This is a genomic window from Microcystis sp. LE19-10.1B (assembly GCF_027530565.1).
Taxonomy (GTDB): Bacteria; Cyanobacteriota; Cyanobacteriia; order Cyanobacteriales; family Microcystaceae; genus Microcystis; species Microcystis aeruginosa.
Map to the genome: position 1 here is coordinate 1 of NZ_JAPZQM010000209.1, position 14,819 is coordinate 14,819.

Below are 14,819 nucleotides of genomic sequence, written 5' to 3' on the forward strand. Positions count from 1 at the left end.
GAGTGATTGGGGGGAAAATTCAGGTACTTTTTCCCTGAAAATTAGGTAATTGACCCCCTCAAAATCGGTAAAACCCCACACCCTACACCCTACACCCCACACCCTGCCACCAGGAAAAACTTTTTCAGCAGACCCTAATTATCCACTAGAGATCGCTGCCGGTCTGTTCCTCTCGGAAGTAAAGCTGATATAATTGACAGCTAGGCTGGGCTAGATCGCCTTTTAACTGAATTAAACCCATACTTTCCAGTTTATAGGCAGTAATCGGTTCTAATCGCGCTCCCTTATCGGAAGAATTAACCACTTCCCCCATCCCTGTCAATAATTCCGGCTGTTTTTGCAGACTATCCCAGTGATGACGCAGGTGTGCCGCATAAATTCCCCCTTGGGTAGCAGCATTAGGGAGAATATTTTTTTCCCCGCGCACCCGCGCTTCCAGGGCCAAACGGCTAAGATAGGGATGACCAGCGACTAGAGCGATTAAATCCCCGATAAAACGCTGATTATCGTCATTTTTAGGCAATCCGTAGCTACTAGCCAAGTTTTCCAGTTGTTCGAGGCTAAAACCGGGTAATTTAATCGCGCGACCGACATTAAAGGGAGATTGATTAGCGTCCAATTGAATATAGATTTCCGTGGAATTAGCAATCGCTAACCGCAAATTCTGCCAGATTTCTAAATTATTAGCTTCTTCGTGCCAACAGCGCAAAAGCGGCAAAAAATCCCTAGCGATGTCGGGATACTCGAAAATTCTGTCTAAATTATCTAGGGCCAAAAAAACAGGGCCGTTAATCTGTTCCAAAAGATAGGACTGAAAATAGGTTTGACAACTGATTAAACTGCCAAATAGTTCCTCATCCCAATATTCATCTAATTGAGGCTTTAAACCCAATTCTCGGCTGACATTTGCCGAAAACCAGCGACAAAATCGGTCTAAACTGGCAAACATCGCCTTTTCTGCCACTTGACAATTAATATAAACTGTGCTATGTCCCCAACTATCTGCCTGAGCGAGCAGATGTTTAAGGAGAGAAGTTTTGCCAGTCTTTTCGGGGGATTTAATGCGAATGAGTGACCCCGGACGATTAATTTCTTGATAACAGTCGCTTTCGACGGGAGGGCGGCTAATATAAGTATCTATAACTGATTTTTCTGCTAGTATCGGGGTGGGGTGATTTTTCCATTGAGGATATTTGATATCTTTGAACCATTCTCGGAGGATTTGGAACTTACCCGGCCCTTTACTACCTAATTCGAGTTCGGGACAGCCATTATCTTTATCTTCCGAGAAATAGCTATAGATTTTAGTCATCTGTTTTTTATAGGTTTCATGGCTGGCAGCCTCGGCCATTTCCCAAATTCCCTCATCTGGTTTGCGCCAATTTTCGTAGGCAAAACGAACCAAAAAAATTTCCTTTAATTTGCCTTGAACACCGTATTCTCTAGCTAGATGTTTGAGAAACTCGTCCCATCCCTGTGGTTTCATCCGGTTCTACTTTATTCTACTTATATTCCCTTTTTTTCCATGTTAACCCCTTTTTCCCTCTTGGCAATGGGACTGACATCCGAGAAGAAAGGCCCTATGGTAAAAATAGGTCAATTACCTGATGGTGTCTAAGGGAGTAAAACCATGAAAATCTCGTTAACCTTGTTTGTTGTGGTCTCCTTGCTGTTAGGTTTTCTTCCTCACACTTTAGCGGTTAATAGTCAAGATAACCATTTTGACCGTTCCTCTTCGCCGCTAATTTTACAAAACCGTGACTGTAAGGGTGATAAGGACGATAATTGCAATTAGTCCTGATTATCTCGGTTAAGGTTGTTAGTCTATATCCCCCACCGATGAAAAAATCGTGGTCGGGATTTTTTTTATCTTAATCATCAAAATTAGGGTTAAACCAGGTAAATTAGAGGAAATTGTCAAAGATTGACTTTTATCTTGCTCTCAATAGCTAGGGATTGTCCAGAGGTTAAAATTCGCCTAGGGGTGACTTCTGAATGCCAACAGCCATTTTTATCGGTATAGAAGGGTATAAGCGCATATTTGTGAAGATTTTTGGTATAATCAAAAGCTTGCACAATTTATCCAGCAGAATTGATAGATGCCTCCTGTTTTCCCGAACGACCGCCGAATAATAATCCTAACCCTTGTCTTGTGGAAGTTTTCACTGGGAGTGATCTAGAGACTAGATCAGCTTTCCACTATCATATATACTCTGGGCGGGGCCGACAACAGTTCAAAATGATGTAAACTTTGACTACAGCAACAGCTTGCTCAAAATAACCCCACTCTAGCTTTTTTAGGTAGTAGTTAGTAGTCAACCGACTTGACTAATTAACTTAAGGTGGGAATATTTCGGTTTACGCAGTATAAATAGAACAATTGTATTTAGTAAAATGATGGTTACTGTAACCCAAGCAACATCCCAATCTAATTCGTTGATTGATTACGTTAAGCAAGTTTTTATCATCGCCTATAAAGAGCCAACAGAGGCACTAGAATCCTGCTTTCGGGAAGAGGGATTTAATTGCGAAGTTCTCAGACAAAAACACCTAGAAGAATATAAGGGTTATTCCAATAGCTACCTTTGTCTTCTTAATCATTGTCAAGCATGGCAACGTATTATTCAGGAAAATAAACCGACTTTAATTATCGAAGCTGATTTTGTTCCCGTGGTGGGCATCAGTCAACTTCCTTTACCATTTAATCCTAGTAAAAAAGATGTGGGTATTGCTTGGCTATATACTTGCGCTCCCCAAGTTTATTATGTATCACCCGAAGGTTTTGCCACTGGATTTTCTGCCTCTACCGTTGCTTATATTGTTACCCCAGAAGCGGCAAAAGTTCTGATAACATTAGAAGAAAAAATTAGGCAAAATCCAGGACCGAAATCCTATTCTTCCTGGGATTCTACGATTGATGATTTGTTAAGAGAACAAAAACTTAAAAATTATCTTCCCTTTCGCTGTTACGGAGAACATGGTGGTTTGCCCAATCTGGAACATTACCGCAATAATTTAAGCAAAGCTCATAGAGCAGATGTACTTTATGGTTCCTTAGCTTTTTTGCCAATTTATACCCAAGGAAAAAAGAGTCCTTGGCTGGCTTTTTGGTGGGAACGTTTACAAGCAAGAATTAAAGGCATTGGGAGATTACTTGCCGGTAAATATCTGCGTCTGGCTACACTTCGCCGTAATAACTACTCATGCCGTTTTCTCAGTTTCGCTATTTTTAGACATTTAACATGGCGCTTATGAAAAATTATGCCGAAGCAATTGTTAAGATTTGATGAATATTAATGTTGTCGTTGATTTAAAATAATGTTACAATCCATCAACGGTCAAGACCTAGTTAAGTTATCTTCTCATGAACTTGCTGACTATCCGTTTTTTAATCAAGCAAATTTTGGCAGATTTACTAGGTCTAAGTCGATTTTCTTGCAAGCTGTTTTTGTAAAAATAAAGGACATCTAGACTATGCAACATTCTCTCAGAGATAATATCATTTTCTGCCAAGCGAGAGTTCCCCATGGAAATCAGGGAGATTTAGTATTAACTAAAATTCTCGTTTCGGAATTAAGACAGTACGGAAAGCTGATTATTAATGATTTGCAAGTTCCTGAATGGTACTGTAAGCAGTTAGAGATGAAAGATGAGGAGAGAGCTAGTTCATATCCAATCGGTTTTAGTCTTTTAATCTGGTTTTACAGCTTAAAATATTTATTTAAGGATCGGGCTAATGTTTATTTAATTTTGCGTCCTGGCCATTTCTATGGACGAGGATTTAAGTTAGAGCTTAAGATGTGGTTAGCTTCCTTATACTATAATATATTAGCCATATTTAAAGTAAAAATTTGTCGATTTGGGACTTCAATTGAGTCCTTGTCACAACCTCTCCAAGTAGCTGAGAAATTGCGTTCTATCCCTATGCACTTTTATAGTGTTAGAGATACTTTATCCAAAGATTATGCTCTAAAAATAGGAATAGATAAGGTAAAAATATTCCCTGACTTAGCCTGGCTGTTGCCCAAAAAATATGTCAAGGAAAATTCACAATTTTTGCTGCAAGTTCCTAACTCTAATGAGGAACCCATAAAAATTGCTCAAAATTATATTGTGTTAAGTTTTAGATCTGGCTTCAGAGAGTTTGATAGTTCTGGCTATAAAACTAATCTTTTGATAGCTTTAGATAAACTGGTTAAAATGACCTGTGGAGATAGCCAAAATAAATTAGTTATTAGCTATCAAGTTGATTCAGACTATAAATTTTCCAAATATCTGTTTGAACGTTATCAAAATGAGTACGATGTGATCTTTATAGAAAGATATATAGACAGTCGCTCTATGTATGATTTGTATTCTGGGGCATCGATGGTGTGTAGCAATCGTTTGCACGTTTTGATGTTTGCAATGTTTTGTGGTTCTTTGCCGATTGCTATTGTTAATCGAGCCAAAGAAAAAAGAATTAATGGTATCTTTTCTGATGCAGGACTGCAAGAAATTATCTTAGATATTGCCCAGGGAACTAATGAACTAGATAGTTTACCCGAACTACTTAATCGTCAGGCAATAATCAAAGAAAAAATCAGCCTAGCTTTCCAAAAAAACGGTGATATTTGTCGAGAGACTCTAAAAGAAGTCTTTCAAAGCTGATAATCAGTAAGACATTAAGTCCGATTGGTTAATGATGATTATATTACCCAATCTTAACTGCTTGACCAATAACTTTGACTGCTAAATTAGAGATGCCTTTGGAGTAAAAACCCCTCCATCGGCATTCTTGCTTGTCAAAATCAAGAACTCGCCTGTAATTCCTCTAAACGTGCTAAAACTTCGGCACTGTGAATGGCAGGATTTACCCCTAAATAAATCTCTTTTAAAATCCCCTGCGGATCGATAAGATAGGTATGGCGCAGGGAAACATAACCCATCCAAGAACCATAGGCTTTACTAACATCTCCGGTAGTATCTGCCAGTAAGGGAAATTTTAACCCCTCCGAGTCACAAAATTCCGCATGAGAATCGACATCATCGGCACTTACCCCTAAAACTTGCGTATTTTTAGCCATATATTTCGGCAAATCCTGTTGAAAACGCCGCGCTTCTAGGGTACAGCCTGGGGTAAAATCCTTGGGATAAAAATACAAAACTACCCATTTACCCCGATAGTCCGATAGGGAAATATTTCCTTCTCCCTTGTTAGTCGGTAGGCTAAAATCGGGTGCCGGTTGATTTAAAGGGGGTTGGGAACCACCTAAAGCGTTAGCATCGGGAATAAGGGCAAAAAATGCCAGAATTACTACGCTTAAAAAACTCAACAGTTGACGACGAGACATAAATTTAAGTTGTCGGGTGGGTTAGATGAGGCGACTTGCCTCTATGGTTTTGTTTCATCTAAACTTGCGAGGGAAATTCTAACACGAGCCTTGATTCCCTGCCAGTCACGCTCTGATAAATGTCCAATCACAGCTAAATTTGCAGATGGTGGCAAAGTTACGATAAAACAACGAAATATCGAAGCGACCCGTAACCCGGCCGAGACCCAATCCTGAAGCGCATAATCAGTAATTCCTAGAACTTTTGACTGAGTTGTGATCAGTCCAACTATTACATCAGGTCGAAGAGAGTGGTAAGTCTCTGATGACAAAACCACAGCAGGACGGCGCTTAATTCCTGTCACACCGGGAAAATCAACTGTCACCACATCTCCAGTGGAAAACGTCACCAATTAACCCCCCTCCACATCAGAGAAAGTTTTGGCCGCATAGTTTAGGGAAAAATTGACAAGATCGATCTGATCCTCCTCAGTCCAGGTATCACTTTGATCTAGCGATGGTTGTTGTTGTCCGACAAGTTCATTGAGAATGATTGTGGCCAATCGCAAACGTTCCCCAGATGATAAGTGGCAAACCACTTGATTATAAACTTCTTGGGCAGTAGTGGGCATGACAAAAAACTGATGACCGAATGCTTCTAGCTTAATATTCTTTACATAACTTGACAAGGAAAGGACGAGGTAAAGGGGGAAAATAGATCGAGCTTGTCTTCATCTGCCTAAAGATCATGTCTATTGTCACCCTTAACCCCCTTCAATCCCATCAAGATTTAGTCATCGATCCAGCCAAAATCACGGGATTACGGGGAAAAATCACCATCCCAGGCGATAAATCTATATCCCATCGTTCCCTGATGTTAGGAGCGATCGCCGAAGGAGAAACCGTTATTCATGGGTTATTATTGGGCGAAGATCCCCGCAGTACCGCTAGTTGTTTTCGTGCCATGGGTGTGGAAATTTCCCAACTCAACAGCGAGAAAGTGATCGTCAAAGGTAGGGGTTTAGGCAATCTTGAGGAACCCTTAGAAATCCTCGACGCGGGCAATTCCGGCACGACGATCCGCTTAATGTTAGGATTATTGGCTGGTCATCAAGACCGTTTTTTTGTCGTTACCGGTGATGCTTCCCTGCGATCGCGTCCCATGTCCAGGGTGGTGAAACCCCTCAAAGAAATGGGGGCGCAAATTTGGGGCAGAAAAGCCAATTCTTTGGCTCCTTTAGCCGTTTCTGGGGAATCTCTGCAACCGATCCACTACTATTCTCCCGTCGCTTCTGCACAGGTGAAATCCTGTCTTCTCCTCGCAGGACTGTTAACGGAGGGGAAAACCACAATCACGGAACCCGCTTTATCTCGCGATCACAGTGAACGGATGCTGCGCGCTTTTGGGGCAAATATTGAGGTGGATGGGGAGACTAATAGCGTCACGGTGACGGGTTATCCCACTTTAACTGGACAAACGGTGATTGTACCGGGGGATATCAGTTCGGCGGCTTTTTGGTTGGTAGCGGGAGCAATCGTGCCTAATTCCGAGTTATTAATCGAAAATGTGGGAATAAACCCGACTAGAACCGGAGTTTTACAGGTTTTACAGGCAATGGGGGCAGATATCACCCTCGAAAATCAACGGGTGGTGACGGGGGAACCGGTGGCGGATCTGCGGGTGAAATCCAGTCAACTACAGGCAACCATGATCGCTGGTGAGATTATACCCCGTCTGATCGATGAAATTCCGATTTTGGCAGTAGCGGCGGTTTTTGCCCAAGGAACGACAATTATCAAGGATGCCGAGGAATTACGGGTGAAGGAAAGCGATCGCCTGACGGTGATGGCCACCCAACTCGATCGCCTAGGGGCAAAAGTAACGGAATTACCCGATGGTTTAGAGATTACCGGCGGTACAGGCCTATTCGGCACGGAAGTGGACAGTTTTACCGATCATCGCATTGCTATGAGTCTAGCGATCGCTGCCCTCAATTGCCGTCAACCCACCACTATCCATCGCGCTGAAGCGGCCGGCATTTCCTACCCCGATTTTGTGACCACCTTACAGCAAATTTGTCAAGAGTAGAAATATTAAGTTTTTCTGCGAACGGGCGAGCGGTAACTGGTAAAATTGCAGGATAAATCATAGAGTAGTAGGCCGCCTGTGTGATAATCGAGTTCATCGATCGAAATAGCGGAAAATAGAAGCGTCCCTCATTCAAATTTCCCTGAAAAATATCTCCCTATCTACCCCACTCCCGTCTTCTCTTCCCCACCGATAATGGAAATCATCGCCCAATTAGAGAAAGTTTCCTATATTTATCCCGAATCCTCCAATCTAGTGCTTAAAAATATCTCTTTAGCAATTCATCGAGGAGAATTTTTAGGTATTATCGGGCCCACAGGTGCGGGGAAAACTACTCTCTGTTTAACTCTTAACGGTATTGTCCCCCAATTCTACGGAGGGCGTTTTTTTGGTTATGCAACGGTAGCCGGTTTAGATACTTTAACCCATCCCGTTAGCACCTTGGCCCGCTATGTGGGGGCAGTATTTGAAGATCCCGAAACGCAACTTTTAGCCACTTCGATAGAAAATGAAATCGCTTTTACCCTAGAAAATTTACGGCTACCGCGAGAGGAAATTAAAGCGCGCATTCCCAAAGTTTTAGCGGCAGTCCGGTTAGAGGGAATGGAAAAAAAATCGCCGGGGGAACTATCGGGAGGACAAAAACAACGATTAGCGATCGCCGCTGCCCTCGCAGTTCAGCCCGCTTTGTTAATTCTCGATGAACCCACCTCCCAACTGGATCCGGTGGGATCCCAGGAAGTTTTCGCCACCATTAAGGAATTAAATCGCCATCTCGGTGTCACTATTGTGATGGTCTCCCACGCGGCCGAGGAAATGGCCGAATATGCCGATCGCCTGGTACTATTAAGGGAAGGTGCGATCGAAGCCATGGGAACCCCAGCAGAGATCTACTCCCAAGTACAACGTTTACAGGAAAATGCCCTGCGTCCTCCGCAAGTGGCCACTACTTTTGCTTTGATCGAGCAGAAAATCGGGGCGGTCGAGTCCATTCCTGTCACCCTCGACCGCGGTTTTGCCCGTTTAAACGAGCTTAAATCCTTTTATCATCATAGAACCCCAACCCCTCCCTTATCGTCGGTTTCTGACCCCTTAAACCCCATACTGAGGGTAAAAAATCTCTGCCATACCTATCCCGATGGTACTACCGCTTTGCGGGATGTGTCCCTCGATATTGCCGAAGGGGAATATCTGCTGATTATCGGTCAAAATGGCGCGGGAAAAAGCACTTTAGTCAAGCATTTTCTCAATCTTCTCTCGGCGACCACCGGTCAAGTTATGATTGACGGACGTTCGATCACTAGCTTTTCTGTTAGTGATTTAGCTCGTTCGATCGGTTATGTAGCCCAAAATCCCGATAATCAGATTTTTAACACCACTGTGGAGAAAGAAGTATCATTTGCCCTGACTAATCTCGGTTATTCTCCAGAAATCGTTATCCAACGCACGGAAGCAAGTCTAGAAGCCATGGGATTGCTAGAATATCGATCCTATCATCCTCTCTCCTTACCGAAAGGCGATCGAGCGCGGGTAGTGATTGCGGCAATTTTAGCCATGGAACCGCGTATAGTTGTGTTTGATGAACCGACCACCGGCCAAGATTACCAAGGAGCTAAGGCAATTTTAGAGGTGAGTCGTCAATTACACCAGATGGGCAAAACCGTGATTGTGATCACCCATCACCTCTATTTAATGCCAGAATACGCCGAAAGAGTAATTATTATGGGTCAAGGAACTATTCTTTTAGATGCCCCAATCCGGCAAGCTTATCATCAAACCGATCTCTTAGCCAAAACCTATCTAACTCCACCCCAAGCAGTTTTATTAGCACAAAAATTAGGACAACTTTCCGGTTATCCCAATTCTCTTTTAACTCCCCAAGAAATTGCCGATTGTTTTCAGAGGATTTAGCCGTGAGGTTATTTAGGGTTTGCGGCAAAAAGTTATTCGTGGGGACAGGGTGTGGGGTGTGGGGTGTGGGGTGTAGGGTTTTACCGATTTTCACCTGGTCAATTACCTAGGGTCTGCTGAAAAAGTTTGTTGGTGGGGGCAGGGTGTGGGGTGTGGGGTGTAGGGTTTTACCGATTTTCACCTGGTCAATTACCTAATTTTCAGGGAAAAAGTCCCTGAATTTTCCCCCCGATCACTCCCATCTCTGGTACTTTTTGATTGATAAAAAGTCTAAAAGTCTTACCCAGCAAGGTTTTTATATTTATTCAGCAACCCCTATTTAACTTTTTCTAAGATCAACTTCGATCGCTTAACATTATCGGGTACAGGAATCGGATAATCACCATTAAAACAGGCAGTACAGAAGGTTTTCGGGTCTTCCTTCGTTGCTATTAACATTGCATCGTGACTAAGATAAGCTAAACTATCCACCCCGATTTGTGCCTGAATTTGCGCCACCGATTTAGTTGCCGCAATTAATTGCTCTTGGTTGTCCGTATCAATGCCATAAAAACAAGGATGAGTCACCGGAGGAGAAGATATTCTCATGTGAACTTCTCTTGCTCCGGCATCGCGTAAAGCTTTAACTAATTTCCGGCTAGTGGTTCCCCGCACGATCGAATCATCAACAATAATAACTCTTTTTCCCTGTAAAACATCCTTTAAAGGATTCAATTTCATCTTAATCCCCGACTCTCTCATGTGTTGGGTTGGTTGAATAAAAGTCCGTCCCACATAACGATTTTTAATCAATCCTTCCGCGTAGGGAATATCAGAAATGCGCGAAAATCCGATCGCAGCCGGAATACCCGAATCGGGAACTCCCATCACCATATCTGCTTCTACTGGCGACTCTTTGGCTAATTGTTCCCCCAAACGTACCCGATAAGTATATAAAGATTCCTCGTGGACAATGCTATCGGGACGGGCAAAATAAATCATCTCGAAAACGCATAATTTTTTCTCCGGTTTCATGGCCCAATCCACCGAAGATAAGCCATCTTCACTAATCCAAACTAATTCCCCCGGCTGCACATCCCGCAGATAATCGGCCCCGATAATATCTAATCCGCAGGTTTCCGAAGCTAAAACATAACGGGGGGGATTGCCTTCTTCTTGCAAAACCCCAATTACTAAGGGTCTGACACCATTGGGATCCCGCGCCCCGATAATTCCCGTCGGTGTGCCGATAACAAGGCTGTAAGCCCCGCTACAATAGCTAAAGGCATCGATCGCCGCTTGTATCCAATCCTTGCCACTATCCACTTCCTGGCCGATAGCGACGGCGATCATTTCCGAGTCGGTGGTGGTGACGAGATCACAACCGCGCTTTTCCAATACATTTCTTAACTCAAAAGTATTGACTAAATTGCCATTATGTGCTAGGGAAAGTTTACCTAAACGGGTTTCGATCACAGCAGGTTGGGCATTGGCCCGACGGCTAGAACCGGTGGTAGAGTAACGAGTATGACCGACGGCGTGAGTACCGGGCAAGGTTTTAAGGACAGTTTCGCTAAAAACTTGGGAAACTAAGCCCATTTCTTTGTAACAATGCACCGTTTCCCCGTCGTAGGTGGCAATACCTGCCGATTCCTGTCCTCGGTGTTGCAGGGCATAGAGTCCAAAATAGGTCAGTTTTGCTACTTCTTCCTCGGGGGCATAGAGTCCAAAAACTCCACAGGCTTCTTCAGGCTTATCGACGCGGTTCAGGGATAGGGATGAGTCGGGATGGCTAGACATGGGATGGTGGGGGCTTGGGGCTACTTTTGAGACAAAATCTTAACTTATCTTAATCTCTTTTTAACACCTTATTTATCGGGATTTGAGGGGTGGGGAACAGTTATCAGTTATCCGGGTTAAGTTTCCGACTCCTGACTAGAAAGAGGGTGTAGGGTGTGGGGTGTAGGGAAGGAAACCTCTTTCATCTCTGGTGGTGAAAATTTTTTCATCGGGACTGACTCCTGTCTCCTGTCTCCTGTCTCCTGTCTCCTGACTCCTTCCCTAAAGCCTTCTTTCGATCGCTTTTGACCAAACTTGCTGTATAGTTTCTAGACTAACATCGATCGCCGGTTGTTTATTCCAGTCAAAAATCCGAAGATTCTCGCTTTTTTCGCTAACTTTGCCGGTTATTTGCCAATAGTCTCCTAATTGTGTCTTTAGGTATTCTTCCCAATCTTGCCGATTTTCGGAGGAAACGGAGACAATAATGCAACTAGCTAATTCTCCGAATAACACCGCGTCAAAACGGCCTTGATTTTGCCAAGAAAGGTCAATTTCCGCCCCTAATTGGCCACTAATACAGCATTCTGCCAGAGCAGTGGCTAAACCTCCCTCCGCGCAATCGTGGGCAGATTTCACCCAACCGGCGCGGATTCCTCGACGACAGGCCGCTTGTACCTTTCTTTCTAATTCAAAATCAATTACCGGCGGTTTTCCCGTCACCAAACCGTGAATAACGGCTAAATATTCGGAAGCGCCGATAGTTGGCAAAGAGAAACCCAAAAGATAGATTAAATCCCCCGCTTTTTGCCAACCTTGGCCGCAAATTTGCCCTATATCCGGCACTAATCCCACCATACCAATCACGGGAGTCGGATAAATAGACTGGGGGCTGCCAGCTGCGTCAACGGTTTCGTTGTACAAAGAGACATTACCCCCAGTCACCGGTGTATTCATTTCCCGACAAGCTTCAGCAATACCCTGACAAGCAGTGGCTAATTGCCAATAACCGATTGAATTCTCTGGACTTCCGAAATTGAGATTATCCGTGACAGCAATGGGGTCAGCACCAACACAGCTAAGGTTTCTGGCCGCTTCCGCCACGGCCAACTTAGCTCCGTTATAGGGATCAAGATAAACGTATCGCGGATTACAATCTGTAGTCGCCGCTACACCTCGCCGAGAATTTGCGGGATTAGCACCCAGAGGACGCACGCGAATCACGGCCGCATCGGCTCCTCCGGGAAGAATAACGGTGTTATTCTGGACTTGATGGTCATATTGACGATAAACCCAGCGTTTTGAGGCAATCGAGGGACTATCAAGCAGTTTTAATAAAATCTCGTTATAGGATTCGGGAATAGGAATCGTGCTATCTTGCCATAATTGAGCTTTTTGGGCGTATTCTGGCGGTTCTGCCAGTAATTCCCGATGATAAATCGGAGTATTATCCGCTAGGGCCGTGGCAGGAATTTCGGCGGCAATTTCCCCTTTAAATAATATACGGACGATCGGTTCTGCAATTACCTGGCCGGCGACCACAGCCTGAAGTCCCCAACGATGGAAAATCTCGATTAATTCGCCTTCTCGTCCCGATGCTGCCACAAATAACATTCTTTCTTGGGATTCCGACAGCAGATATTCGTAGGGAACCATCCCGGTTTCCCGGACGGGGATTTTATCGAGGTCTAATTCAATTCCCACCCCTCCCTTGGCCGCCATCTCGGAAGTAGAACAGGTGATCCCAGCGGCCCCCATATCCTGGGCCGCCACCACCGCGCCGGTCTTAAATGCCTCTAAACAAGCTTCTATCAGGGATTTTTCCAGAAAAGGGTCGCCCACTTGCACCGCGGGCCGGTCATCCATAGATTTATCGGTTAATTCGGCGCTGGCAAAACTCGCCCCTCCCATACCGTCGCGGCCGGTGGTAGAACCAACGTATAAAACTGGGTTTCCTAGACCTTTTGCCCCAGATTTGACGATTTCCTCGGTTTCCATTAGCCCTAAAGCCATGGCATTAACGAGGGGATTGCCATTGTAGGCATTATCAAAGTATATCTCACCGCCCACCGTGGCAACGCCGACACTATTGCCATAATGACTTATTCCCTCCACGACTCCGGCAAAAATGCGACGATTGCGGGCATCTTCCAAGTTACCAAAACGGAGGGAGTTGAGGATAGCAATGGGCCGGGCCCCCATGGTAAAAATATCCCGCAGGATGCCTCCGACTCCGGTAGCGGCACCTTGTACGGGTTCCACCGCAGAAGGATGATTATGGGACTCGATTTTAAAGGCTAATCGCAATCCATCGCCTAAATCCACTACTCCGGCATTTTCCCCCGGACCGACGAGAATTTTTTCGCCGGTGGTGGGGAATTGTTTGAGCAGCGGCCGGGAGTTTTTATAACAGCAGTGTTCCGACCACATCACGCCAAACATTCCTAATTCGGCTTTGTTGGGGTGTCTTCCCAGTCTTTTGACTATTTCTTCGTATTCTTCGGGTTTGATGCCTTCTGAGGCAATTTCTGCGGCAGTGAAGGGGGTAGTCATGGGACAATGCGATCGAGGGACAAGATTTATTGTATAACGTCTGTTGAGATCGAGTTATACTGCTTAGTAAAAGACAAAAAAGTTAAAAGGTTTGCGCTAGTAAAGTTAAGCTAAAGACATAGTTTTATCATCAGTTGGAACGAAACTATGGCAGTAGAAACAGCTTTATCAATGAAAGCCTTATACGATCAGGATTTTGTTCTCTGGGCTTCAAAAACCGCCGAACTTTTAAAGCTAAAAAAGTTTGATGAGGTGGACTGGGAAAATCTGATTGAGGAAGTGGAGTGCATGGGGAAAAGTGACAGACGGGCTGTAGAGAGTTTATTAACCCAGCTTATCGAACACCTGTTTAAGTTAGCTTATCACAAATCGGAACGGGAGCGAGAACGAAACGTCTGTCACTGGGTAGGAGAAATCGCCAGTTTCCGAACTCAACTAGGAGAGTGGCTAGAAACTACTACTCTCACCAACCACGCGCGGGATTATTTTCAAAAAGCCTACTCGAACGCTCGAAAAACCCTAATACAAGCGAAAGCAGTCACTCGCGACGCGATTCCTCTAGAGCCTCCTTTCTCCCTCGAACAGGTATTAGATGGGGAATGGTTCCCGATTGATATCGATCATTACTTCGACGATTTTCCTTTTACTTAGACCCATGTTATCCTGATAATATTGGCTTTCAAAACTGAAATATGGATGCCCTGATTCAAGAACTAGAAATCGCCAATTAAACTGCGTCAATGGCAACCGGCAACTGTTGAACAGGTGCGACGTTATCTTGTCGAGATTATCGAATTAGCAGACCAAGATGGGTTAGAACTTCTCCGTTCTAGATTGGTTGAGCAGGAGGTATTGGATATAATTGAGGAACCCGAAACCCGGTGAAGTTTCGTTGAGGTAGCCTTTTAAAATTAAAAAACAAAAAACAAAAAACTTCTGCTAAACTAGAGGCATCTTTTTGAGTTTAATTGCGTGAAAACTGACAGTATTTTCTATCAACTCTTACAAAGATTTCCCGCTTGTTTCTTTGATTTGTTGAACCTTCCCCCCGAAACCGCCAATTCTTATCAATTCTCCTCGGTGGAAGTTAAACAATTGTCCTTTCGTCTCGATGGAGTCTTTTTGCCTGATACACCCAATCAGCCTATCTATTTCCTAGAAGTACAATTTCAGAAAGATAATAGGTTTTATTCCCG

The 14,819-nt window shown here is 44.1% G+C and carries 13 protein-coding genes; 7 read left to right on the forward strand and 6 right to left on the reverse strand.

Translation table 11 applies throughout. From position 1 onward, the window contains the following. Nucleotides 1–49 precede the first annotated feature (49 nt). Nucleotides 50–193: a hypothetical protein gene (locus O9332_RS07750; protein WP_196219858.1), complete on the forward strand. Its 144-nt coding sequence runs from the start codon at nt 50–52 to the stop codon at nt 191–193. Here O9332_RS07750 and O9332_RS07755 read toward each other — a convergent pair. Then, nucleotides 146–1,486 carry an AAA-like domain-containing protein gene (locus O9332_RS07755; protein WP_002761457.1) on the reverse strand — a complete coding sequence of 447 codons (1,341 nt, stop codon included), beginning with the start codon at nt 1,484–1,486 and terminating at the stop codon, nt 146–148. The genes O9332_RS07750 and O9332_RS07755 overlap by 48 nt on opposite strands. 911 nt (nt 1,487–2,397) lie before the next feature. Between O9332_RS07755 and O9332_RS07760 the strand changes: the two genes are divergently transcribed. Both O9332_RS07760 and O9332_RS07765 read left to right on the forward strand, forming a co-directional pair. After that, nucleotides 2,398–3,255, forward strand: coding sequence for a glycosyltransferase family protein (locus O9332_RS07760; RefSeq protein WP_288024719.1), 858 nt, complete (start codon nt 2,398–2,400; stop codon nt 3,253–3,255). Nucleotides 3,256–3,474: 219 nt separating this feature from the next. Continuing rightward, nucleotides 3,475–4,650, forward strand: coding sequence for a polysaccharide pyruvyl transferase family protein (locus O9332_RS07765; RefSeq protein WP_288024722.1), 1,176 nt, complete (start codon nt 3,475–3,477; stop codon nt 4,648–4,650). 140 nt (nt 4,651–4,790) lie between these two features. On the opposite strand, the gene O9332_RS07770 is transcribed toward O9332_RS07765, so the two are convergent. The 3 genes from O9332_RS07770 to O9332_RS07780 are packed head-to-tail and all read right to left on the reverse strand — an operon-like array spanning nt 4,791 to nt 6,001. After that, nucleotides 4,791–5,333: a peroxiredoxin gene (locus tag O9332_RS07770; protein WP_002761451.1), complete on the reverse strand. Its 543-nt coding sequence runs from the start codon at nt 5,331–5,333 to the stop codon at nt 4,791–4,793. A 41-nt stretch (nt 5,334–5,374) separates the two neighbouring features. Beyond that, nucleotides 5,375–5,722: a type II toxin-antitoxin system PemK/MazF family toxin gene (locus O9332_RS07775; RefSeq protein ID WP_159291329.1), complete on the reverse strand. Its 348-nt coding sequence runs from the start codon at nt 5,720–5,722 to the stop codon at nt 5,375–5,377. A gap of 3 nt (nt 5,723–5,725) precedes the next feature. Beyond that, a complete protein-coding gene (locus tag O9332_RS07780; protein ID WP_002761450.1) occupies nt 5,726–6,001 on the reverse strand; it encodes a hypothetical protein in 276 nt (91 codons plus the stop codon). Nucleotides 6,002–6,060: 59 nt separating this feature from the next. Here O9332_RS07780 and aroA point away from each other — a divergent pair, with 59 nt between their 5' ends. Next, entirely contained in the window at nt 6,061–7,401 is a 1,341-nt protein-coding gene (gene aroA, locus O9332_RS07785) for a 3-phosphoshikimate 1-carboxyvinyltransferase (RefSeq protein ID WP_002761449.1), read from the forward strand. Nucleotides 7,402–7,596: 195 nt separating this feature from the next. Next, entirely contained in the window at nt 7,597–9,312 is a 1,716-nt protein-coding gene (locus O9332_RS07790) for an ABC transporter ATP-binding protein (protein ID WP_002761448.1), read from the forward strand. Nucleotides 9,313–9,627: 315 nt separating this feature from the next. Here O9332_RS07790 and purF read toward each other — a convergent pair whose 3' ends face one another. Both purF and purL read right to left on the reverse strand, forming a co-directional pair. Next, nucleotides 9,628–11,091 carry an amidophosphoribosyltransferase gene (purF, locus tag O9332_RS07795; protein WP_002761447.1) on the reverse strand — a complete coding sequence of 488 codons (1,464 nt, stop codon included), beginning with the start codon at nt 11,089–11,091 and terminating at the stop codon, nt 9,628–9,630. A 261-nt stretch (nt 11,092–11,352) separates the two neighbouring features. Further along, on the reverse strand, nt 11,353–13,623 hold the full coding sequence (gene purL / locus O9332_RS07800) for a phosphoribosylformylglycinamidine synthase subunit PurL (RefSeq protein ID WP_288024729.1): 2,271 nt from the start codon (nt 13,621–13,623) through the stop codon (nt 11,353–11,355). Between the two features lie 147 nt (nt 13,624–13,770). Between purL and O9332_RS07805 the strand changes: the two genes are divergently transcribed. Both O9332_RS07805 and O9332_RS07810 read left to right on the forward strand, forming a co-directional pair. Continuing rightward, nucleotides 13,771–14,274 (forward strand): DUF29 domain-containing protein, encoded by a 504-nt coding sequence (locus O9332_RS07805; RefSeq protein ID WP_002761445.1) that lies wholly within the window; start codon nt 13,771–13,773, stop codon nt 14,272–14,274. A 321-nt stretch (nt 14,275–14,595) separates the two neighbouring features. Then, nucleotides 14,596–14,819 (forward strand): DUF2887 domain-containing protein (locus O9332_RS07810; protein ID WP_045361769.1); only part of this gene is annotated, 224 nt, incomplete at its 3' end.

Excerpts from the sequence above, each read along its gene's own strand:
- O9332_RS07755 (WP_002761457.1), bottom strand. The coding sequence starts at position 1,486 with ATGAAACCACAGGGATGGGACGAGTTTCTCAAACATCTAGCTAGAGAA.
- O9332_RS07760 (WP_288024719.1), top strand. The coding sequence starts at position 2,398 with ATGGTTACTGTAACCCAAGCAACATCCCAATCTAATTCGTTGATTGAT.
- O9332_RS07765 (WP_288024722.1), top strand. The coding sequence starts at position 3,475 with ATGCAACATTCTCTCAGAGATAATATCATTTTCTGCCAAGCGAGAGTT.
- O9332_RS07770 (WP_002761451.1), bottom strand. The coding sequence starts at position 5,333 with ATGTCTCGTCGTCAACTGTTGAGTTTTTTAAGCGTAGTAATTCTGGCA.
- aroA (WP_002761449.1), top strand. The coding sequence starts at position 6,061 with ATGTCTATTGTCACCCTTAACCCCCTTCAATCCCATCAAGATTTAGTC.
- O9332_RS07790 (WP_002761448.1), top strand. The coding sequence starts at position 7,597 with ATGGAAATCATCGCCCAATTAGAGAAAGTTTCCTATATTTATCCCGAA.
- purF (WP_002761447.1), bottom strand. The coding sequence starts at position 11,091 with ATGTCTAGCCATCCCGACTCATCCCTATCCCTGAACCGCGTCGATAAG.
- purL (WP_288024729.1), bottom strand. The coding sequence starts at position 13,623 with ATGACTACCCCCTTCACTGCCGCAGAAATTGCCTCAGAAGGCATCAAA.
- O9332_RS07805 (WP_002761445.1), top strand. The coding sequence starts at position 13,771 with ATGGCAGTAGAAACAGCTTTATCAATGAAAGCCTTATACGATCAGGAT.